Annotated in this window: 1 protein-coding gene; it reads right to left on the minus strand. The window is 70.3% G+C overall.

The features are described 5' to 3' along the window. Nucleotides 1-19: 19 nt before the first annotated feature. The gene (locus AB0N03_RS36435) at nucleotides 20-25,513 is read right to left on the minus strand and encodes a hypothetical protein (protein WP_364381745.1); all 25,494 of its coding nucleotides are present in this window, start codon (nucleotides 25,511-25,513) and stop codon (nucleotides 20-22) included. Nucleotides 25,514-25,595: the final 82 nt, after the last annotated feature.

The raw sequence follows: 25,595 nt of genomic DNA on the forward strand, positions 1-25,595 counted from the left end.
GACCGGCATCCCCCCGATATCACCCCGACGCACCCAACCCGCTCCCGGTATACGGATCCGGGCGTGACAGCCCACGGCTGCGGTGCCTGACCCGTTCCGCCTCAGCGGCCCGCCCGGGCGAGACCCCCCGCCCCGACGGCCCGGCCACCACATCCTCGGTGTCTTCAGTTTTGATCTTGGTGGCGAACTGGGTCAGGTAATCATCCCCGTAGTCGACGATCAGCAGACCGTGCGGGTTCTGGACCGGGTCGAACGCGTTGTCCAGCGCCACAACCGCTGCGATCATCTGATTCCTGAATTTGCCCGTGTTGTCCCGCAGGTTGACCTTGAACGGAAGAAAAACCGAATTCACCCGCCGATGGTCGATAGCCGGCTCGTCCGCCTCCGGGTCCAGCGCAGTGTTCGCGAACGCCATGGAGTTCGCCGCGCCTTCCGCGCTCATCAACTGACTCGACTGTCGCATATCCATCGCATACGCCGGGAAATTCGTGTGCGCCTGCCGCCACTCAGCCTGGATTTGATCATTCGGCAGCACCGCCCCCACATACAGCCCCACCACCCGACCATTCCGCAACGACGGCCGATCCTCAACCGCCAACCGATCAGGAGTCTGCAACAAACCTAGCCCCCGCTGCCCAGCCAAAACCATCTCGTGCGGAAGCAGATTCTCGTCCGACATCACCACCACCCGGGCCCGCGGCTGCGGCGGCCGCGCCGGATCCTCCAACACCAGCGATTTCACCAACTCCGTCACATCCTGCTCCAGCGACTCCCACACCCTGGCGAACTCCTCGTTCGACATCGGCGCCAACCGCCCATCACCCGGATCCCGTGCCACATCCCGATAGAACTGCTTACCCCCATCAATCTTCGCCCTGACCGAATCCACCCCCTCCCGCACCAACGAATGCACACCACCATCCTCATCCGCAAACGGCGCATACACCCGCCGCAGCGGATCCTGCCAATCACGCCACGGAAACACCCGATCCATCTTCGGGTTCGGCGCCAAAGGACTCGTCACCACAGTCACCGAACGCGTAATCTGCAACCCCTCCCCCACCTCCACATCCCCCACCCACACCACCTCCGTCCGCACCTGATCCAACACCCGCTCCTCCCGCGACCCCTCCACCGACAACCGACGCCCACCCCCCACCACCAACGCCCGCCCATCCCCAGCAAACCCCGCCAACTGCCGCGACACCCCACCCCCCGCCCGCAACAACCGCTTCCAACGTTGCTGGGTCGTCCGCTCGACCAGTCCACCCGACAACACCGCCACCGTCGTGCCAGCCATATACTGTCCCGACTCGGCCAACACCCTCCGCTGCGCACTCAAAAACCACCCCCGCAACCAGGAATACGTCTCCGCAGACAAGTATTTTCCCATCCCCACCTTGTCAGGCCAAATTCCATACGGTAGCTCAGCACGGCGCTGCTCCAGCAACGCCCTCACCGTCTGCGGACCCGACCCATCGGGCTCCGGCAACCACCCCGCCAACCATTCAGGAATCCTATTGACCGCATCAGAAACCTGCTCGTCTCGCATCACCACAACAGAGGCCTCACCACTCCGCCCCACAGGTTCGACTTGGGCCGCTTCCACCGGCTCCTGGCGACGCTTCATTTCCAAAGTCCACTGCTTGGCAGTACTCAACCTGACCATTTTATCCGAGTACTTTTCCAGATCTGACCCACTTAACGCCCTTTTACCTTCCGCAAGCCGCCGCCGCTGCACACTCCACACCCATCCCCGCAGCAATTTTGACGTCACATTTCCCAACTGCGGACCCGTTTTGTCCCGGTCTAGCTGAAGTTCGCGCGGCAGCTCACTTCGGCGCTCCTCCAGCAACGCCCTTAAATTCTGTTGCCCCGTCCCCTCGGCCGCCGGCAACCACCCCGCCAACCACTCAGGAATCCCGGCGACCGCGTCAGCGATAACGTCCCTCGGCTCGTCCACGCTCGCGGTCCCCGCTCCGGCAGACGTCGAACCGTCAAGCAAGCTTGCCGCTTCCTGAGCGCGCCTCAACTCCAAAGTCCAATGGGCGATCCTAGGCTCCGATGCCATGAAGCCTGACATCCTTCGTAGACCTAGACCTGGCAGATACGGATCATCGCTAGACCGCCTGCCCCACTGCACGCTCAACACCCATGCCCGCAACCACTTCGCCGCAGCAGGTGAAAGCCTCTCTTCCGCTCCCGCCTGCGCCGCCGCGGCTATCCACGCCGGCACCTCACTCGAGTGTGCTATCAGCAGCTCTCGCACCGTCTGCGGGCCTGTTCCGTCCACGTTCGGCAACCACCCCACCAACCACCCCGGAACACCACGAATTGCATTATCCACAACGTCTTTCGATTGCTCCACAGGAGTGACCTGCCCGGCAACCGTCGCCGTCCCGCCTTCAGGAACTTCGACGAGATTCCTCTCACGCATCCACGCCCTAGTCCAGCCTGAAACGGTCGCTTTCTGGACCATGTCGCCTGAGTGCTCCATCAACTGTCCTGTAGTCAGCAGTTCCTCACCATCCGCTATCCGCTGCTCCTGCACTGACAACACCCACGCCCGCAACCACGACGCCATTGGTCCACGAAGTCGTTTACCCGGATTGAGCAGTTCCACTGCGACGTGGGTCGGTAGGTCCTGCCGGCGCTGTTCCAGCAGTTCATGCACCGTCGGCGGACCCGTCCCATCGGCCGCCGGCAACCACCCCACCAACCACCCCGGAATCTGCACGCCCTCCCCGCTACCACTCGCAGACTGCCCTGATACCGCCGGGGTGGCCGCTGCGGGCGCCGGCAGCGCAGGTCCGGCCGCCTCCTGCGGCACAGCTGCCGGTTCGAGGAGGTCGTCCCGTGCTCCGCGGGCACCGCGGCGTCGGGGTGCCTCGACACTGCCGGCCAGCCGGTGCGCCAAGTCGGTGGCTCGTTGTTCGGCTTGCGCGAGGTCGAGCCCGGCCGTGTGGTCCTGGATGCGCTGAGCGGACACAATGGTGCGGAACACGCGATCGCGGGCGATCAGGTCGCGTTGCGCCTCGCTCACCGGCGCGATGAAAGTCTGGGCCTGGTACACATCTGACAGCAGCTGCCCAGCGCGGACCGCCAGTGCGTCCACCACGAGTGCGGGCAGTTTCGACGACCCCAGCACGTCTCGCGCCCGCTGCCACTGCCGCACGATGTCCGCCGGCATCGACTTCGCCACCGCAGAAAACAGCTGCCCGGTGCTCACCCCGTCGACGCCCGCGATCGCCCCATCCTCGGCCAGCACCACCAGGTCGCTCAGCGGAATCGGCTCGGCCGGGAGGACGTCCTGCGCGGTCACTTCGCGGAGGTGACCGCCGTTGTAGACGAACCGCGCGCCGGTCGCGTTCACGCCGGCGAAGTCGTCCGGCGCGAGCACCTTCGACAGGGGGACGCCATGATCCCACGCCTGCTTCAGCAAATAAGCGAAGCTGGGTTCACCCGGCCCAGGCCGGGCGTCGGCGTAGCAGCTGAGCAGGGTCAGTTCCACGTCCCCGGACAGGCCGGCCCGCTGGAAAGCTTCGCTGCCGAAGATCGCGGCCGCACTCGGCGCCCCGCTCAGCACGACGCGGTCACCCAGGCGGTGCGGAGACCCGGCGATCATCGAGAAGTGGAAGCCCTCGCCGACTGTACCGTGCATGATCGCGGTCCAGGAACGGCTCGCGTCGGGCCGGGCGGGAGCGAGGTAGGGACGCAACACGTCGTGCTGACCGCCGGCACCGTCCGGCTCGGTGGTGCTGGAGTAGTAGATCCGGCTCTGCTCGGTGGTGTCGTTCACCGCGTGCGCGGACATCAGTGCCCGGTCGAAGTCAGCGGCCGGGAAGAACTGGCCCCGCGTGCCCAGCTTCGCGTTCGCCCGCTCGTAACTCGCCAGGTGCCGCGGCTGCGGCACGATCGGCGCGACCTGTTCGAACGGGTCGCCGCGCACCTCGAGCACGCCGTCCTGGTGGAATTTCAGCACGCCCTGCGAGCCGTAGAAGGTCCGTGAGTAACCGGCGGGGACGAAGCCCTCGGCGAAGTCGGCCAAGTCGACCGCCGGACCGCCGAGGCCGGCCAGCACGACGCCGCGCTCCCGGCCCTCTTTTCCGGCCACCGCGCCTTCGGTGCCGAGCATCTCACGCAGGTCCCGGCCGTCGCGCAGGTACCGGGCCAGCTCACCTGCGGCCAGGTCCAGTTCCCGGCCGTCCTTGCGCAGGGCCTGATAGCCGGTCTCGCTCCGCTGGGCGAACACCAGGACCGGGCGCTGCGACCAGGGAGCGAGCTCCCACGTCCCGTCCCCGGCCGAGAACGCACTGAGGGGGCCGGAGTCGTTGCTCGCCCACACCTGGATGCGTGCGAGCGCATCAGCGTCTCCGGGGAACCGGAGGAATACGCCGAGCAGCCGCTCGTCGCGGCCGGTGATCACGGTGGTCTCCAGGTCACCGGCCCGCGGCACCGACACCAGCGTCATCGTGCCGTCCGCCGCCCGCACATGAACGTCGTTGAAGAAACTCTGCGCGCGCAAGGCACCGGCGAAGTCGAAACCCAGCCCACCCGAACCGATCCGCACCCGGTCGGCTCCGGCGTCGAGCACGACCGGCCGGCCCGCCGTGAGCTGCAGGCGGAACTCCGGGTCACCCAGCTGCACCGCACCTAGCCCGGCACCACCGAGGTCGGTGCGTGCCCCGTTGACCAGCTCCACCCGGGCGGTGGTCTCCGTGCCCCGCACCGCCACCACGAGCGCATCCCCGTCGCCGGCGAAGTCGGCAGCGGCTCCGGCGAACACGGTCCGAGTATCGGCGCGGTGGTGCCGGACATCCGCCGGCCGCAACGCCGGGCCGGTCGAGAACGGGTGCTCGACGACGAGGACGCCGTCCGCGCGGAAGTTGACGCTGCCGATGTAGTGGTGCGACACCCACGGGCCGGTCAGCTCCGCCAGTTTCGCCAAGAAATCGTCGTTCAGCGAGTCGTCAGGAGCCACCCCCTCGGCGTGGGTGATCACCGCCAGCGGCGGGCGCACCCCGCGGGCGATCAGCTGCTGGAACTGCGTGCTCGCCGCCACCAGCCCCGCCATTTCCGCCGGGGTGAGCATGGTGTACCGGCCGTCGCGCAGGTGGGCGACATACCGGCCGTTTGCGGCGCTCAGCAGCAGGCGCACCGGATTCGGGCCGTCGGCCCATTCCGCGGTCACCTCGGTGATCATGGCCTCACCGGCCCCGTCGACGCGGATCATTCCGAGCAGCCGGTCGGTGTGTTCAGTCGTCTGCATGATGGGCTCGGTCAGGTAGCCAGCCTGTTCATCGTCGACGTACACGGTCAACACGGTCGCCCGGCCCTCCGCGTTCGACGCCAGCAGCCAGCGCACGTCGTCCGTGGTGACTTCGGCCGCCGGCACCGGTTCCGCGACCGGCGTGACCGGCGCCATCGACGTTCCGGGCGAGGCGGGGGAATGTTCACCCGCGAGCGTCAGGACCGGCGCACCCGAATGTCCACCGCCGAGTCCCGGCCACGCCGAAGCACCTTGCCCGGACCGGGGCCGAGCCACGTGCTGCCGGACGCGGTCCACGGCTTCTTCGAGATCGGTCCGGCCCGTCTGGAAGATTTCGCCGGTCGGGCGCAGCTCGATCCACTCGGAACTGGAGCCGACGTGGCGTGCGTTGTCGATCCACACCTGGCCGTGAGTCGCCAGCACCGGCGCGTCGATCTCGGCCGCGACCACCGGCCCCAGCCGGGCCGCACCGCCCGGTACCGCGAGCGCCAGCATCGCCTCGGTATCTTCAGGCTCCAAAAACTTTACGACCCCCAAAACACGGCGGGCGGACAACGCCTTGGCGAACACCGCGAACGGAGCCGGCTCCGCCCTCCATAGCTCGACGGTGTCCCGGCCCCGGGTGATCTCCGCGGCGACGACCTCCGTCTTGTCCGGCGTCGGCAGGCTCTCCACCATCCGCACGGCGTCACGCACGCTGGTGGTCCGCGTCGGGAACAGCCAGCCGCGGGCGGCGGATCCGATGACGGTTTGCGTCCGGAACCGGTCGTCGCTGCCGTCCTCCGACAAGGGCTTCGTCCCGGCGAAGAGCTGCACCGCCAGTTCCTGCGCAGCCGGGCCCAACGGCAGCAGCTCGAGGAAATCAAGCAGCAGACCGAGTGCCTCCTCCTGCGTCGTCGCCGAGGAATCGTGCCCGAGCAACCGCGGATCGGCCATCAGTTCGTCGAGTCGGCGCTGCACCGAAGCGTCCTTCGCAGCCAGCACCATCGCCCCCGAAATCTCGGCGTGCACGAGCCACACCGCCGAGTCGAGACTACCCGCCCAGAACCGGAACTCCAGCCGGTCGTCGTCCTCGCCGTCAATGTGGTGGAAGTTGATCCCGTCGTACTTGCCGAAGCTCAGCGCGTACACCTCGTCGCTCGACTCCATCTGTGAGGGATGCAAGGGGAGCGGGTTGGGACCGACCAGCCTCAGGTCCCGCTGTGCAGCGTCGGTGCCGTAGTGGTTTCCCAGCCGGTAGATCATGCTCTCGAACGCCTTGCCCAGCTGCGCGACCCGCGCGTACACCGACGGCTCCAGCTGCTCGGTGAGGCTGAAGTTCACGTGCCCGCCCATGATGCGGGCATCCGGCCGGTGCCCGCCGGCACTGCGGTGGCCGGTGATGACGGCCAGGACCTTCCTCAGGTCCGCCCAGCTCTGCGCGCCGCCCGGAAGAACGGGCGAAACGATCTCCACCCCGCCCTCGTCGGAGGCTTCCCTGACGACCATCCACGCGTCGAGCCCCGCTTCGTCCAGCCTCGGCCGCAGGGCCGCCTCAGCCTCCTCGAAAGTTTCGCCGAGGGACTGGAATTCGATCTCCAGGCCGAATCGGGCGTCCGGCCGGTCGGTCACACCCCCCGGAACACCACCAAGGTAGGAAATGAGTGGGCTCTGGCCTTCCTGGATCATGTCGAGCGCCGCGTCATGGATCTCGTCCAGCTGCCGCAGCCGCAGCCCGCGCAGGTGAGCGGCCAGCCGCTGGGCGCCCTCCACCCATCCGGTGACCACGGCTGGGTCTCGCGCGGCCGGTGCCGCGAGGAGAGCCTGCACGTTCCTCCGCCACAGCACCGCTCGCTCGCGCAGCTGCGGCCCGAACGAAGGGGGAAACACCGCCAAGTGCCGCTCGATTTGCGCCACCTCGTCGGCGAGTCGTTCGGCCGGCTCGACCGCATCCAGCTGGCCGGAATCGACGTCGGGATCCCGGTCGCCCTCGGCGTCCCGGTCCGAGCCGGAATCGGCGAGCGCGTCCGTCATCTCGGCGTCTTCGTCGGACTGCTCGTCCCACACCCGCGGCCGCCTGCCCAGCAACTCCTCCACCGCCGCGTTGACCGGGAAGGGGGGTGCGAGGTGCACCGGCTCGTCCAGTCCTAGCTTCAGCGGCGCGTCGGCGGGCACGGGCTCGGTGTAATAGGGGAAGCCGCCACCTGGCTTGACGAGCTTGCCGGTCTTCCCAGCGGTAGCCCAGCCGTCCACCAGCTTCTGGAACACCGGCCCGCCGTCGGCGGTGAAGCCGCTGTTCCCGACCTGCGCTGCCGGGCCTTGCGCGGCGACACCCAGCCACAGCAGTGCCTTGGGCCACGCGACGCCGATGCGCGCTGCCTCGTGGCGCGGCCGGGCGGACCCGTCGTGCACTGCCTCGTAAAGCGCTCGGGCCAAGCCGTCGAGGTCGTTGACGTTGCACGCGTAGAGCCGGATCCGGTCCTGGGAGTTCCAGTTCGCCGCGCGCAGTGCCGTCACCAGCGACGGGACGTCGCGCAGCGTGTGGTCGAGCAGGACCAAGCCCAGCACGCCCTTTTCGGCCGGCAGCCAAGTCGCCGCCCGCCCCGCGAGCGAATGCGGGTTCCCGAGGATCGCCCCGACCCGGGCCCGGGTGGCCGGGAAGCCGAGGCCAAGCGGGCGGGTCAGCGCGGTGACGGCTTCCCGCGGCGCCGCACCGGTTTCGGAGCCGACGGGAGCCGAGCCGCTGCGGGCGAGCGCGCCGGGTGCGGGGGTGTGCGAACCGACCGCGGCGGTGCCGGTGGGCGCACCGTCGGCGGTGGTCGGGCGCGCGATTACGGGGTGGAGACCGAGGGCACGGGCGCCGGCTTCGTCGACGCGCAGGCTGACCGTCCCGTCGGGACCCAGGTGCATGGGTGTGGCGGGTTCCCCGTCGAGGGTGTGCAGGGTGATCGTGGGGTTCAGCGTGGCCCTGACCAGGTAGACCGGCCGATCCTGCACCGGGCCCGCGGCGTCGGCGCGGTCCGCTTCGTCTTCCCGCAGCTCCTGGGTCTTCTCGGCGGTGTAGGTGACCAGGTCGCCGACGAGCGTCGCGGGCAAGCCGCCGAGCGGAGTGGCGGTGACCGTGCCCGAGGTCACGGTGGTGGCGCCGGCGTCTTCGTTCTCCTCGTGGACGCTCGTCACCGTTCCGCCCGGGATGGCGCGGACCAGCTCGCGGTCGGTGAGGTCGAAGGTGATGGCGACACTCGCGACCGTCCGGCTGTCCACCGTCACGACGTAGCCGCGGTCGGTGAGCGCGGCGGCGAAGTGGGAGCTGAGCTGGTCGGCGCGGCTACCCACCAGCAGCCCGTGCCCGCGGCGGGCGTTGAGCCGGTCGAGCAGTTCCAGCAGCTGCCGCTGGAGCTTGGGTGCGGGGAAGGACCAGGCCGTGACGACGGCGGCCCCGGGAATCCCGGGTTCACGGCCGTCGCGGCGCCACTGCTCCCTCAGGGAGCCGGGCCGGCTGTCCAAAGTGGTCCCGGCAGTGGGCACGGCCAGGACCGTCGAGCGGAAGACGGCCGCCGGCTCGAGCGCGGGCAGCTGCTCCAGGCCGGTCACGGGGGCCCGGCGCAGCAGCGGGACGTGCCGCCAGTACACGCCGGACCGGGCCCAGGGCCGCAGCTGGAACTCGACCTTCAGCCCGTGCTCGTACCGGCCGGCCGGTCCGGTGTGGGTGTAGACGGTGGTGCGCTTCTCGGTCCGCACCGGGCCGCTGCGTTTCGTCCGGCTGCCTTCGGCCGCCACACTGGGCTCGACCGCGCCGGCGAGGAGGAACTTCGCCCCCGGGACGGCGGGCGTCGGGATGGCGGGCGTGCCCTTGCCCGTGAAGCCGTAGCTCACCGTCGAGACGACGCCGTCGCGCACCAGCCGGTTGGTCGTGACCGTGGAGCGGTGCGTGTGCGTGGCGTCCACGCCGAGCGGACGGGTGGTGGTCCGCTCGGCCTTGACCACGACCAGCTGCTCCAGCTTGCCGGACTTCCCGATCCGGGAACCGAACAGCTCGTCACCGCCGTTGAGCATGTTGCGCATCGTGACGTCGAACCCGCCCAGCGAAAGCCGGTTGCCGAATGCGTGCACCATCGCGTCGTGCAGCACCGCGTAGTCCGCGGTGGCCTCGTGGTCGGAGACCGTCCCCTCCCACGCCCGCAACCGTGACCGCAACCCCTCGACCAGCTCGGCCACCAACCCCGGCCCCGCAGGCTCGTAGCGGCCCCGCTCGAATCCGCGGCCCGGGATCGGCGACGCCGGCGTCGCGGCCGGGACGCCGGCGGGCCGATCTTCGGCGAAGATGTTGTGGGTCACGTCGTGCGGGGACAGTTCACCGATCGACGCCAGCTCGCTCGCCGGCACCCACACCCGCACCGCCCGCGGGACGAACTTCACCCTTCGACCCGCGGTGACCCGGCGCTCGTACTTGCCCCCCATCGGCCCGGTCACGTGTTCCTGCACCGAAGTGTTCAGCAGGTGCCGCGCGTCGAACTCGACCAGGTAACCACGCTCGACCCGCTCGTGCTCGTCGCGAGTGGACACCACGTCGATCTCGTCCGCGACCGGGCCGCGGTGGTAGCCCGCCGAGACCTCGCCGCCACCGGAGAACGCCTCCCCGGCCGACGCGGACACCCCGGCCGACGCCGGAACGCCGGTTTGCTTCCCGCGGTGGTTGGTGAGCACCGTCTGGGTGCTTTCGGCGCCGCCGAACCGGTGCTGCAGCGCCCGGTCCACGATCCGCGGGTTGCCGTAAGCCGTCGCGAGGGCCGCGGTACCGATCAGGTCCCGGCCGCCCAGGCCGAAGTCACTGCCGGAGTTGTAGCTGCCCAGCGTCAGCACGTCCGACGGGCCGGCCGCGAGCCCGAGCCGGGCCTGGCGGCTGGTCCAGCTCGCCCACGTCTCGAGCACCTCCTGCGAGACCGACGCGACCATCTCGCCGTCGAGGCGGGTGGCCAGAGGCAGCGACGGCGAGCCGACCAAGAGCCGCTTCAGCACCGCCGCCGCCTTGCGGACGACGCCTTCGGGCGTCGGCGGCAGCAACAGCTCCGTCGCCGTGGCCAGCAACCCGCGCACCGGTGCGAACGCGTCGAGGTCGAAGCTCGCGGGCAGCGCGCCGGGCCGCATCGCCGGCAGGCCCCGGACCGAATCCGCGTCGAGCCACTCGGTCTCCGCGACCACCGGGGCGGAGTCGGGCAGGGCGCCGAGGCCGGTGCGGGCGGCGACCTTGATGCCGAGGCGGCCGGTCAAGCCGGTCCGGTACTCCGGCTCGGTGGCGGTGGGGCCCTCGTCGCGCCACCGCAGGGGCGGGTCGAGGTGCGCGAGGTCGGTGCCCAGGCGAGCCTGGATGAGGACCGGGTAGCGGTACTGGTGGATGTCGCCGTCACCGGTCCACCCTTGTTCCCGCTGAACGGCGTGCGCGACGAGCCCGCCACGGTTCTTCTTCTCGGTCAGCGCGATGGCGCCCGAGAGGGACACCGGCCCGGCGTCGCCCTCGATCGAGACCCCGAGCTTCTTTTCCCGGCGGCGGTGCTGCTCCACCCGGTTCTCGTCGCGTGCGGTGAGCATCCCGGCGAGGTCCTTCCGGGGCACCGGCCCGACGTAGTGACCGCGGTCGGGATCCAGCTCGCCGGCAAGGAAGAGATCCTTCCCTGCTCCGTCGACGCGGAATCGGATGCCGTCCCCGCCGTCGAGGAGGGCACGGGTGGCGCGGTCGTCGAGGAACTCGATCAGCTGGTCGCGGACCCGCTGCGCCGCGGTGCCGGGGATGATGCCGTCGACCACCAGCCGGCGCGCGATCCGCCCGGACAGGTCCACGAGTGTGTTTTCGGTGAGCTGCCAGGCGCTGCGCACGGCGCCGGGCACCTGCTCGCGCGGCAGCCCGGCCGGCCCGTGGGAGTGGGAACCCGACCGGCTGCCGGAGGCGCTGGAGCCGTCGCTGTCGAAGTCGGTGCGTTCAGCCACGACCAGCCGCGCACCGGCCTTGAAGGTGAACGCCGTTCGCGGGGAGTCGTGCCGGTGCCACAGTTTCCGCGAGTGGCCGTCCTGCTCACCAAGCGCGGACTGGTCGGTTTCGGCCGCCGACACCGCGAAGAAGAACGGGAGCTCGTACGTCTCCGCGTCGCCGCTCGTGCGGTGGGTGGCCTCGGCCACCACTCCGCCCACGTGGTGCTCGGCGTGCTCGGCCTGACGCCCGTAGGACGCCCCGACCGTGAGTTTGGCCCCGGCCAGCCCGAGCAGCTCCTCGCCCACCCCGACCGAGAGCTGCCCGCCCCAGCCTTGGGTGTCCCGGTGCTCGACGCTGTGGTTGCCGCTGGCCCGCAGCCGGTGTTCGACGCTCCGCCGTGACCGGCCCACGAACTCCGCCACCGCGTCCGGGTCCAGCCGCCGGGCCAGCATGATCTCCAGCGGTCGTTTGCGGCCGGGCAGCTCGAAGGAGTGCCGGACGACCCCGCCGGTGAACAGCTCGACCCCGTGCTCGGGACCGATCCGGTCCAGCCACCGATCCAGCTCGGTGGCCGCTTCACCGGCCCGGTCCAGCTTCAGCGCGTCGACGAGCCGGTCGTACAACCCGGCCAAGCCCGTGAACCACACCGAGTCGATCGCCTTGCGAGCTTGGCGGAAGGCTTCGAACATGGCCGTCAGCTGCTGCGGGGTCGCCGTGCGGGGCGCCTGCGGGTAGGCCATCGGCACCATCCGCCCGCTCGCCCCTGACGCCGCGTCGTGGCGCGGCCACTCCAGCCGCATCGGCACCGTCACCTCACGCACCACGGCGCCCCGGCTCCGGTGCCCCACGCGCTCTTCTTGCGGACGCACCAGGACCTGATGCACCACCACGTGGTCCGACCGGGTGACTTCGCCGCGGTCGCGCACCTCGGTGGTGTCGACCACCTCGGTCGTGGCACGCATCCGCCGAGTCGACGCCACCCCCGGGTCCTTCAGACCCACACCGACGGTCACCGGTCCCGCCGGGATGCTCTGGTTGGTCGGGTTCAGCGGGGTCCGCGTCGCTTCCGAGGTCGCTTCGCTCATCCGCCGCGTCCGCTGGTGCTCGTGCCTGATCTCCCCCGCCCCCCGGACCTGGTCCATCGGCGAGCCAATCCGCACCGCCTGCACCTCGACCTCGATGTCCCGGTCGGCGTCGTGGATCGTCTCCAGCGTACGGTCCAGCCGCTGCAGGACGTGGTCGGGGAACGACTCGTCCACCCAGTCCTGCCAGATCTCTTGCCGTTCGCCGACCTGCACCAGCTGGGCCAGCACCGACTTCCGCACCTGTGCGAAGTCCGGTTCGCCGACCACGGCCGGCTGGTCCAGCCGGGCCCGCTCCGCGCGCTCCAGACCGGCCAGCACCGAGGGGTTCACGGCACCGCCGCCGGTCCGCGTTCCCACTTCCTGCGACCAGACCGAAGCATCCGACAACGCCCTCGCGCGGCGCATCGGCAATTCTCCGCCGAGGCGCAGAGGTGACCCCGACCTCAGCCGGCCCGGCGCGGGGGCCAGGTGCACCGCACCGCCGAGACCATAACCAGCCGGCGCGTCCGCCGGGAACAGCTCGTCGAACGCCGCCGGGCGCTCGACCCCGCTTTCCAGCAGTTCGACCCATCCACCGTCTTCCGCCTCGACGAAGAGCGGCCTCACATCGGCGCCGTACCCCATCGAACCCACCCGGCCGGCCCGGCTATCCCGCCCCTGCACCTCCTCGAGCCCGATGAAAAGCAGTTCCGTCGGCCGGAGCACCGGCACGCCGGCGGAGATCCGCAGGTCCCAGGCGAACTCGGCCAGGAAGTCCTGGTTACAGGCCCACAGCCGCAGTTCGTCCGCTCGGTTCCACCCCGCCGTGCGCAGCGCCTCCAGCACCGGCTGGACGTCCCGCACCCCGTGCTCGACCAGCACCACGGCGAACTCGCCGTCCCGGCGCGGGAACCACCGTGCCGCCCCCGCCACGGCCAGCGACCGGTCGCCGACGACCACCCCCGAGCGCACCCCGGTGACGTCGAACCCGCCGGCGGAACCGAGTGGTTCGAACCGGACCTGATCCGGGTCGTTCGCCAGCCGCGACATCCCCCGGGGGCGCCGCATGACCTCGTGTCCCTGGGCCCACCGCCTCGACGAGACACCCCGGTCGGAGGCCACCGGGCCCTCGGCGACCGCGGCAGCCCGATCGATCCGCTCCGGGCGGACGAACCCGCTGGCGCGGCCATCCGATTCCCAAGACTGGACGAAATCATCGAACGCGGCGAAGAAGTCCTCGACACCGAGCGCGGACTCACCGGCATTCGCCGAGGCCCAGCCGAACCTGCGCGCGAACTCTCCGTCGTCACCCAAAACCGGTGAACCATCCGACCGGAAACCGACCCCGGGATCGGCGACGAAGTCACCGGCAAACTCCGCCACCTCCGGCAGCAACACCCCCGAACCGACGCCGGTGGCCCCGGCCAACGACCCGTCCCCGGCCAGCACCAACCCGTCTCCCGCCAGCCCCCGCACCGACCACCCCGCTGCGCCGGGCTCGTCCTCATCCGCCAAGTCGTGCAGCCGGGCCGTCGCCCGCGCCTGTTCGGCGCTCCTCGTACGTTCCGGGTCGATTCCACTCAGCTCGTCCGGCCGAGAAGCCTCATCGAGAGCACCGACTTCGGACAGGAATTCATCGACGCCGAACCCGCCGGAATTCGCCATCGCGGAATCGAACAGCCCTGCGAACCGCTCATCGTCGGCCACGACCGGTGCACCGTCGTCGGCGAAGCCGAACCAGGGCCCGGCGCCGAAGTCCGCGGAACCGGCGAAGTCGTCGGCGAGTTCTGCGAAGTTCGTTTCGTAGTCCTCCAAGAAAGCGGCGAGCGCTGCCTCCCCGGTGTCATGGGTCACCGCTTCGTCCGCGAGCTCCGTCACTCCGTGCCCGGTGTCGACGACCTCGGCTTCCGGCACACCCGGCTCGCTAGTCTCGCTGGTCTCCACCCCGGGCAACGGCGACGCCGAGAGCAGCTCCGGCAGTGTCATCTCGACGTCCGCTGCGTGAGCCTCGGTCGCGGCCTTCGAAGTGACGGCTGCGGCGGCCAGCGCTGCCGCCACTTCCCGGGTGGTTTCGGCGACCCGGAGGTCGATTCCGTGCAGCCAAGGGTGCCGGAACAGCACCGGCTGGTAGTGGACCCGGTCGCGAAGGAAGCCAGCCACCCCGCCCGGCAGATCCCGCACCTCCGGGACGCCGCTCAGCGCCTGCTCCACCAGCTTCTCAAGCTCGTTCCGGCGTGCCTGTCCTTGCGCGGCGTTGACCGCGGCGTAGCCGAGCAGCAACGCTGGCCCGCTGGCTTCCCCTCCCAGCGCCCGGGCGGCGAACCCCTGTACCCGCCACCTCAGCTGCTGACGCATCGCGGGGGACAACAAGTTGCTCTCGGCGCGCAGGACCCCGCTCACAGTGCTGCCGGCGCTGTGACCGCGGAACCCGCCTTGCCAGAACGACGCCGCACGTACTCGCGCTTCCGTCGTCAGCTCGTCGGGGAGCACGAACACCGATATCGACGTATCGATGTCGTTCGTCCACTTGGCCAGCTTGTCGAACGACCAGCCCGTGGCGTCGACTCCATGCCGGCTCAACGAGCCACGCAGCGTCTCGACCACGCCGTCCAGCACCGCGTCTCGATACTTCCACTCACCGCCCGACACCGTGGCCCGGATCCGGACCTCCACCGTCCCCGGCTTCGCCGGGAAGCTTTCCCACTGCCGCGCCAAGCGGCGCACCAGCGTTTGCAGGCCCTGGTTGCCCAGGGCATCCCACGTCACCCGAACCAGGGGTTCGCCGCGCCGCCGGGGCGCCGTCAGGACCCGCACGTCGGACGTCCACGACGGCACCACCAGCCGCGACGGCCCGGCCGGCTCCACCCCTGGGTCCGCGGGCGCCGGACGGCCGTCGCCCACCGCCACCAGCGCGGCCGACAGCTTCCGCGGCCACAGCTCCTCCGCCTCGACGCCGGTCTCCCGCACCTGCGCGACCGCCCGGTCACCCGCCACCGCCGCGACCACCTCGGCCGCCAGCCTGGTCAAGTACCGCAGCCGAGGCTCGGCCAGCACCCGCCCGCCCGGCGCCGTCACCAATCCCACCTCCACCGGGACCCGGTCGGACCCGGCGGCCACTGCCCGGCGCGCCGCGCCTTCGATCATCCACCGGACCCGTTGCTCCGCCGCCGACGTCAGCTCCACCACCCCCGGGACGAACACTGCGTCCAATGCCCCCGCGGCCCGGTAGCTCGCCATCGTCCGGCCAGGCCCCGGCGACAGCCAGAGCTCGAGCCGTTCCGGCTGGGACCGCTGCGGGCGGCGCCACAGGACCGACACCGCCGGGTCGGGATAACCGATCGGCCGGCGCCGCGCCTCGGTTCCCGCCGATCCGGACAGCGCGTCCAGGACCAGGTCACGCAAGCCGGCTTTCACCCGGGCCCGGCTGGCCGGATCGTCCGGCGGCTTCAGGTAGGCGTCGATGCGAAGCTCCGGCGGCTCGATCTCCGCGTCGGCCAGCGACTCCAGCACCGGTCCCAGCTCGCCGGCCCAAGCCCACAATTCGCCCACCTCACCGCGATCCGGCTTGCGACGTCCCCGCCACTGCAATCCCGGTTGCCCCGGCTTCGCCAGTGCCACCCAATCCCGCACCTCCTGCCGCCGCGAATTAGCCGGCAGCCCGGTGGTACCCGAGGCTCGGGTTCCGTCGAGCGCGGTCTTGACCGCCTTGGACTTGCGCGGCTCGACCTCATCTCGGAACCTCCGCTTCCGCGGCCGGTCGGCCACCGCGGTCTTGACCGCCTTGGACTTGCCCGGCTCGACCTCATCTCGAGACGGAAGATTCCGCGGCTCGTCACCCAGCTCCACATCCACCACGGTCCGACCCACCTCGGGCTTGCCCGGCACCACCTCGACCCGGGGCGGGAGAATCCGCAACCCGTCAGCCGGCCTTTCGGCCAGCGCAGCGGCCACCAGCTCGTTCACCAGTGACGGCAACCGGACTCCGCGCGCCCGGTGCACCTCGGTCGAAGCCCCGTTGTGCTTCCGCAGGTGCACCGTGATCGGCTCCACAGTGGCCGTGCCGTCCACCGCCGCCCTCGCCCGCTCGACCGCCCGTGCCACCGCACCGGCCACCAGCTGCCTCAGCTCCCACACCGCCACCTCGACCGGCATGTCCCGCCCCGGCACGAACTCCAGCCCGGCCAGCTCACCAGCCGCCCGGTAGTCCGCCGCCGTCCAGCCCGGACGCGGATCCGGGTGCACAGTCAGCCAATAGCCGGACGCCACCGTCGGGTCATCGGCCAGCGCACCACCAATGCGGTGGGTACCGACCGGAAATCCCTGCCCCAGCTGCGCCGCGGTCACCTCGCCCGCCACGGCAAGCTGCCCGGCGAACGTCTCCCGTGTCGCGTCCCCCACCAGAGCGTCTCCGCCGCCGTAGTCCGTGGAGCCTTTTTCGAAGAGCCGGGTGAGGCGGACGTCGAGCGGCCGCGTGTCGTTGCCGTGACGGCGCAGGAACAGCGGCACCAGGCGCCCGATCGCATCCGCCAACGCGGTCCGCTCCTCGGACGGCAGACCCACCCGGCCGCCGGCGAGGGTGCTCGACCAGACCCGCTGCACCGCACCGCCGGGATAGTCGTCCGGCAGCACACCACCATCGGCTTCGGCGGAGACGTGCACCGGCAAGTCCGAGTTCTGCTGCTTGGCCCCGTAGCGCACCTTGATCGCCGGCCGGAAACCGGCGAGGTCCGGCACCGCACGCCCAGTCCCCACCACCTCCGCAAAGGCGTTGCCCACGCCCCGCTCCACCAATTCGGTGAAGTGCGCTGCCCGCTCGGCACGGGCGTTCTCCGGCTCGGCTCGCATCGCGTCGAGCGCGAAGACGACCGGCGGCATCAGCCATCCCCCGTCGAGCGCGCGCTGCGCCTGCCCCGCCACCCAGGCCACCACCCGATCCGCGTGCGCGAGGGGCAACTCGTTGTGGCGGCCCAGGAAAGCAACGTCCAACGCAGGCACGCCGCGGAAGTGCTCGAGCGGCAGCCCGTCCCCGTCCGGGGCCCTCAGCAGTTCGAGGTGCATCGGAGCGGACTTGGTGAGCGGGAAGATCCGGCTGATCTTCGGTTCCCGTCCCGGCCGGACGCCCGCCTGCCGCAGCACTTCGAGGAGCTGGTCTCGCGCCCGGGTGAGACTTTCGCGGTAATACTCGGGGTTCCTCGCGAACTCGTCGGACTTCACGTGGTAGACGAGACGCAGATCCGCGTCCTGAAGGCCCTCTCCCAGCCGGCGCTCGTGATCGGCCACGATCTCCGCGGCCCGCTGCGAACGAAATTCCGCCAAAGCCGACTCCCACAACACCGGCGCCCGGGTTTCGAACCTGCCCGTCCACAGCGACTCGGCCGGCGTCCCGACATCGTGGCGGGGCTCCGCGGAGACTGCGGCGCGCGCGGGCGCCGCCTTCGGTTTGGCGTCCCGCCACCACAGCGCCGGGGTGCTCTTGTAGAGCAGGTCGGGCCCGGCTGTCCGCGCCACCGCGCGACCGTTGACCGGACGCCCGGTGTCCGGGTCTACCACCCCCTGCAGGCCCAGCGCCCATGCTTTGAGCAACTTCCCGGCCAGGCCACTCAGCTTCTTCCCGGGGACCGGAACCACGTACCCCTCGGGCAACCGGTCCTGTGCCGCGCGCAACGCATCGATCCAGAACTGCGTCCCGTTCCACGCCTCCGGCCGCCACCCGAGCAACACCCGCACCACCGGATGAGCTGCGTCCCGCACACCCACCGCGGCGGCGATCTCCAGCAGAGCCGGTTCCACGGCCCCAGCCGGTTCCGCGGACGCGGCGGACTCCGCCTTCTCCCGCGCCGCGTCCGCCGAAGACTCCGCCACCACACCGTCGTAGCCGCCGGCATCGCCCCGGCTCCCCGACGCCGACCACTCTCGCCGCGGCGCCTCGACCGACCCGGCCAGCTCACGCCCCACCGCCAGGATCCGGCGCTTCGCCTCGTCGCCACCGATACCGGCCGCATGATCCTCCAGGCGCTGCGCCGCCACGATCGTGCGCAACACGTAGTCGCGCCCGATCTTCGCCCGTTGCTCCTCGCTCACCGGGGCGATGAAAGTTTGCTTCTCATAGACCGACGACAGCCAGCCGAGGGAGTCGTTGATCAGCTCTTGCACCGGGGCCAACCGCAGATCCGGCCACGAGCCCAGCACTTCCCGCGCCCGCTGCCACCGCTCCACGACGGCCGGTGGCAACAGTTCCGCCACCGCCGGCAGCAACACCCCCGAGCTGCTTCCGCCGCTCCTCGCGACCGACCCGTCTTCGGCCAGGACCACACCGTCGCCGACCAGATCCCGCGACCACCACCCCGCCACCGCTGCCGCCCGCGTGAACTGCTCTTCCAGCTCTTCCGGCTCGCCGACCGGGTGGTTCAGACCGGCCAAGGCGGCTGCCCGAGCGGCGAGGAACTCGTCGTGGATCTGCTGCACGGGCTCGTCCGGCAGCAAGACCTCCGGATGCAACCCTTCGGAGTTTCGAGGCGCCCCCACCGCCGCGGCCAGGTCCCCCGCCAAGGCGCCGACCCGCGCCTCAGCCATCCCGGCCTCGACACGAGCCGCGTGATCAGCCACCCGCTGCGCCAGCACGATCGTGCGCAACACCCGATCGCGGCCGTCCAAGACCGGATCCGCCCGGCCCGTCCGGATCTGTTCCAAAGACTGCGTCCGATAATGCTGCGACAACAACCCCGCAGTTTTCTCCGCCAACCCCTCGACCACGTGCACCGGCAGTTTCGACGATCCCAGTAGCGCTCGCGCCTGCTCCCACCGCTCCACGACATCCATCGGCAACAAGTCCGCCAGTTCCGGCAACAGCCGCCCCGAACTCACCCCGTCGACGCCTGCGACCGCGCCGTCTTCGGCCAGCACCACCTCAGCACCGGCCAGGCTCTGTGCCTTCGCAGCCGTCAGCGGTGTACTGCTGTCGTCGCGCCCGGGCAGCCTCGCTGCCCGGGTGAACTCTTCGTCCAGCTCTTCCGCAGTGACGCTGGGTTGGCTCAGCCCGGCCTGTCCCACGGCCGGCCCAAAGACAAGCCCAGCACGACTTGCCTCCCAATAGCCGGTGAACGCGGCTTCTCGAGCCGCGAGGAAGTCATCATGGATTCGCTCCAGCTGCGGTTCGGCGAGCACGGCCTCAGAATGCGTGGCCCACCAGCGATCGAAGCTCTCGACGAAGTCGCGCTCGGCGGTGTTGAGCGCGCCGGCAAGCGCTTCGTGGAATGTGACCTGCGCTACGTTCCGCGGCCGCTCCGCCTCACCCGCAATGGAACCGCGCTCGGCCCCATCCGCAAGCGAATGATCCCGTTCCACCAAATCGACTGCCGAATCGCGCCGCTCCACCACACCCGGCACCGACCGGTCAGGCGGCCGATCAAAACCCCCATCCCCAACAACACCAGCACCACCGCTCCGCCCAGCCGGTGGCGCGTTCGGCGACGCCGCGCCGAGGTCGACGACCGGGTGCCCGGAATTCGGCTGCAACGGCGCCACCAAATCCCGCAACCGCTGTTCCGCGATGGCCAACGCCGGAGCGTCCTCCTCGGCCAACGCATCAGCGTACTTGATCACCACTTGCTGCACATCCGGGTTCTGCGACAACTGATAGATCTCATCCTTCGGCGACGAGTAGTACACGACTTCACCGCCGCCACCGCTGCGGCCGGCCCGATTTTCGGCCTGCACATCGATGTCGGCAGAGACCTCCGAATGCGCGGTGACCCGGACGAACAGATCCCCCCGTTCCTTGGCTTCCTTGGTGGTGGTGATGTCAACCCCACGCGCACCCTGCATGTTGCTCACCAACACCTTGCCCGCCGCCCCCGCCGCGTCGATGATCGCCTTGAACGCCTCATCAACATTCTTCCCCTGCTCCAACTGCCACTTCGCATCAATCGCCTCATGCGGCACCCCCAACTCGCCAAGCAGCCTCGACACCGTCGCCACCTGATCATTGCGGGTGGCCAGAATCAACTGCGGCTGCCGCGTCCCCTCCGGCGACTGCATCCCCGCCACATCCCGAGCTATCTGCCTCAACTTCGCGGACTCATCCGCGGCGACCACATCATCCGACTTCTTCAACCGCGACTCGTAATAACGCGGCATGTCCTCCACAACAGCGGACATGCCCTTGGCAGCAAACTGATCGCCGTGCCCGTTCGCCGTACCCGACGCACCGGCCTTCTGCGCATACTCCTTTTTGGACAGCAGCTCATTCGCGGTAACACTCTTACTACTCGCCGAATCACTGCGGATCTGCAGGCCGTGCTTGAACTCCACCGCCTGCGCGAGACCACCGTTCCATCTACTCTCCGAACTCGTCTCCGGATTGAACATCACATTGTGCGTGGTCTGATCAATAATGTAGATCTTGCCCTCGTGCTGGACATAATGGACGTTCTCGCGGTACTCCCACTGCGCCGCGGCCGCCATGTTCACCCGCGTCACCTCCTCCCCGGTCAACACCCGTCCCAGCAACAACTCCACCTTCTCCCGCCCCGGCCCGGTCAACCGCGCCGGACCTTCCCGACGCCCGAAATCCGCCTCCTCCAACCACCCGCTGCCCATCCCGTCCCGCACCAGATCATGCGCCCACCCGACCTCCGCACGAACCTCCGGCGACGCCTCCCCCGCCACCCCCTCACTCAAGATGTACGACGAATTCGAATACACCAACGCCTCGTCGATCTCGTCGATGCTGACCGTCAGCACCGTCGGATCGCCGGCGTTCTTCTGCCCCGGCAACGTCTCATGCCGCAAATACGTGAACCCCACATCCTCCGCCGTCCCCACATACACCGTCGGCCGCCCCTCCCGCGGCCCCGGCGGCGGATCATCCGGATTCAACCGATGCACCTCAATCCCCAACACCGACATCAATTCCTGATAATGCGGAAACTCCCGATCCGCCAAAATTCCCCGCGTCGTCGTGACCTGAACCCCATCCACGCCCGGACGAGCCGCATTCACCGCCGCATGCGCAAAGAACAACCACGACTTCCCCTCCCCCGCAGCCATGTTCACGACCTGACCCTTACCGAACGCATGCACCGCCGACACCTGCGTCCACCGCAGGGCAATACCCTTCTTCCGCCGGATCAGCTCGAACACCGCCGCGAACACATCCGCTTCCGTACCCCGTGAGTACAGCTGCGCCAGTTCCGCGTCGCCGAGCGCAGTCAGCTTTTGATGCTCCGGCACCTCCGGGCCGGAACGGCCCGCGATGTCCCACAACGTCCGCGCCGCGTCGTGCGCCTGGTTCGCACTCGCCAACCAGCCCTCGTACGCAACCGCGCCAATGCCGTGCTCGACCCAGCCCCCGCCGTCCGGCACGAACACCCGCGGCTGCGACAGCCACTTCCCGGCCTCGTCCTTCAGCTGCCGGTAGGCCACGACCTTTTCCTCGCCGCCGTGACGGTCGATCACCATTTCACTCTCCGGCGGCAGCTCGGCCAGCACCGAGCCGTCCGGACGGTGCAACGCCTCGGCCGCGTCCGTCTTGCGTGCTCGGACCTCCCCGGACTGCGTCCGCGGCGGCGACCAGCCACCAGCAAGACCACGCTCAAGACTCACCCCATCGCCCAGCACCACGTGCCGCGCGTCCCCGGCCGCGTCGAACACGGCCAGCGCGCCCTCCGGCACCGGGACCTTCTCCCCGCCGCGCTCGAGCGCTCCCGGTGCTTCCGAGCGGTACCAGCCGTCGGCTCCGCGCGTCCACGCAGTCCCCAGCCCCGGCAGGCGCTTCGGCCGCGCGGTCCCCGGCGGACCGGCCACCACGGCCGGACGCCCCACCTCCGCCGAAGCCGGAGCCGGCTCCGCGGGCGTGTCGCGGATCGTCCGGTCGATCGCCGCCAAATCCGCCTCACCCAGCCGCCCGGTCGGCGACTCCACCCCGACGAACTGCAGCACCCGGGTCACGGCCAGACCGGTGTCTCCCAGCGGCCACGCCAGCTGCCCGCCTCCCCCACGCTCCTCGACGACCTCGACCGGTACCGGCCGGGAGCTGTCCCGCTCCCAGCCCGGCCGCGGCGGCCCGTTCGGCGTCGCGGCGTCGACCACGACGTGCAGCTGATCACCACCAGCGAGCCGGTAGCGCCCGTTGACCCGCTCGTCCAGCCTCTGCTGCAGTTCCCGGGCCCACAACTGGAGCCGCTCCGCGTCGCCTCGGCCGGCCGTCGACACCAAATCCACCGGCACCGACAGCTCGCGCACCCACCGGCCGGGCGTGACCTCGGCGCGCCGCACGTCGAAGCGGGTCTGCGTGAGACCGTCCTGGCCGAGCCGCTCGCCCTGGTGCCGGGTGGCCGGCACCGAGTCACGCACCGAGCTCCACTCCGCCGCCGGCACCGGGTACGACCCGTCGACCACGGAGTCGCGCCGCTCCGCCTCCGGCCTGCCGGCCGAACGGCTTTCGGGCTGCGTCCGCATCTCCGCGCCGCTCAACGCCACGTGACCCGCGATCGCCGCCGCTTGCGCATCGGCGTCGGCCCGGTTCCGCGCATCGCTGCCGTCGTCCGGCTTGCCGTGCGGTCGCACGGTCTTGTCCGGGAGCCAGCTTTCCGCCGGGTGGGGCGGCTCGACGCGGGCCCGGCCACCGGCGGGACTGTCGGTCGCCAGGCGGACCGGGCTGTCCGCAACCGGCTTCCCGGCCGCTCCCGGCGACCCGGGAGCCGGCGCCGACGGACCGGTCGCGGGTCGCGTCCGGTCGGCGTCGCCGACGCGGGGCTGTTCGGAGTGCGCCGCCGGCCGTTCGCCGGTGACCGGGCGCGTGGAGTCGCCACCCGGCCGCGCCGGGTCGCCCGCCGGACGTCGGGTGTCGGTGGCGCCCGGCCCGGTGACGTCGGTCGACGTCGGGCGCTCCGGGCGCGGTGCGGGCTCCGGGCGCGGGCCGTCGCCGCTGCCCGGACGAGTGTTCTCGTGGCCACCCGCCGGCGTCGGGTCGGACGGGGCCGACCGGGCCCCTTCGACGGGGGCGGCGTCACTCGAGTTCGCCGCGGTGGGCGCGTTCGGCCGGTCCGGGTGCGGCACCGGCTGCCCGGTGCCGGAACCGGTCCGGGCACCTCCGGCGGCGGGGTTCGCGGCCGGGTCCGCCGGGGTGTCACCGGCGACGTGCGCGGGCGCGCCGGTGGCCGGCCGGTCCACCGGCTCCCGGCCGAGCTGCGCATCGGCCCCTTGGCCGAGCCGGGTGTCCCCGGCTGGCGGCGTCGGCCGGGTGGCCGGCTGCGGCCCGGGAGCGCCGGTGACCGGACGTTCCGCCGGTACCTGCTGCGCGGGCGTGCTCGTCGCCGGACGACCATCACCAGCAACCGGAGCACCCGGACGTTCCACCGACACCTGCTGCGCGGGCGGGCGACCATCGCCGGCCGTCGGCACGGTCCCTGGCCGCTCCGGCGGCGAACCGGCGGTTGCCGCCGGAGCCGGGCGTCCCGGCTCGGCCCCCGGCTGCCCGGTCACGGAATCCGGCTGTCCCGGACCAGTCGTCCCCGGCCGGGTGGACGCGCCGGCCGGGTGGGTGGTGGCCGGTGGCTGGGCCGTCCCGACCGTGTTCGGGCGGGCATCCGCGCCCGGGCCACCCGCCGACGCCGCGGGCTGGCTCGCCGCCGAAGATTCGCCGCCCGGAACCGCTGGCCGGCCCGGCTGAGCCGGCGAGCCCACGCCTGGCACCGACGGCCCGCCCGCCGTGCTCGGCGCGGAGCGGGCTTCGCCGCCGGAAACCCCGCCGACCGGCTGACCGGCCGCATCCGACGGCGACTGCCCGGCGACCTGGCCCGTCGCGCCCGGACCACCGGCCGTCTCCACCCCCGGACGCTCCGCACCGCCCACGGCCGGCTGCCCCGGCACATCTGTAGCACTGGCCGCCGGCCGGAAAGTCTCTGCCGCCGGCCCGCCCTCGATGCTCGTCGCGGGGCGGTCCTCACCGGCCAAGCCCGCCTGAAACGGTGTCTCCGCGGGTGTGAACAGCTGTCCCAGCTGATTACCGCCGGCGGTGACCGGCTGCTGCCCATTCGGCGTGCGGGCCGACGGGCTCTTTTCTCCGGCCACCGGACGTTGCCCCTCGATTCCGCCGCCCGACTGTTCCCGCCCCGGTCCGCCGCCCGTTTCGGCTCCCGACGACGGCACCACCAACCGCGGCGGCCCGCCACCAGCCTCCGGCCCCCCACTCGGAAAACTCACATCCACCCCACCCCCATCAACCCCACCACCACCCTCCCCGCCAGAACGATCCGGCAAACGCGGCCGCCCAAACCCCGACAACGCCCCCAACACCCCACCCCAAAAAGCATCCGGATTATGCAACACCGCATTCACCACCGGATTCGACACCGCAACCGACGCCACCTGCCCCACCGCAAAACTCACATGACCCAACGCCAACAGCCCACCCGGCACCCGCTTCCCCAACTGCGCCGCCGCCGACTTCGCCCCATACACCACCACCCGCGCACCCGCCGTCACCACCCCCGACGCCGCACCCCCAATAGCACCACCAATAGCCGTCTGACCAATCGACTTACCATCAATATGATCACGCTGATGATTCTTATGCTGCCCCAACTGAATAAAATAATCCGCTGACGCCATAATCCCCGCACCCGCCGCCGCCGACACCCCCACATCCACCGCACCCCGACCCACCCACGGCAGCACCCGCGCCAACGCAGCCTTCAAACTCTGCTGCACCGCCTGCCAGCTACCCTTCTCAATCGCCAACGTAGCCAACTTACTCAACAACTGCTGCATAATCATCCGCATCGTCAACTGCGCCGCCGCCTCCACCGCAGGCGCCATCCACGCAAAAATCAACGACGCAATCAACGCAATAACCTGCGCCAACGCCAACCCGCCAGCCACAATAATCAAAATTTGCGCCTTCTCCACATCGGCCGCAGAATTACGCAACATCGCCGACAAATCATCCGCCGACGTCCCCAACTCATCCAACGACGACACCAACGTCTCCCGCAACCACTTCTCCATCACCCCCGCATACTCACCATCCATCGCATCACCCACATCACCCCCCCTCGCCCGCACCTGCTCCGCCACACCCGACAACACCGGCACCACATCAGCCCACGCCTGCGACAACGCACGCATACTCCGCACATTGCCCTCAGGCCACGCCATCCCCAACGTCACCTTCAAAAACTTCTGCAAATGAGCAGGCGGATGCACCGGCCCATCACCCGACTCGAACACCACCCACCCCCTTCCAGAAGAAAAACCAAAAAACGGTCACGATCAGTTTTTTCGCTACTGCCCAGATTCGGCTGGCGCGCTCCGC

This window comes from Amycolatopsis sp. NPDC051061, from assembly GCF_040682935.1.
GTDB lineage: Bacteria > Actinomycetota > Actinomycetes > Mycobacteriales > Pseudonocardiaceae > Amycolatopsis.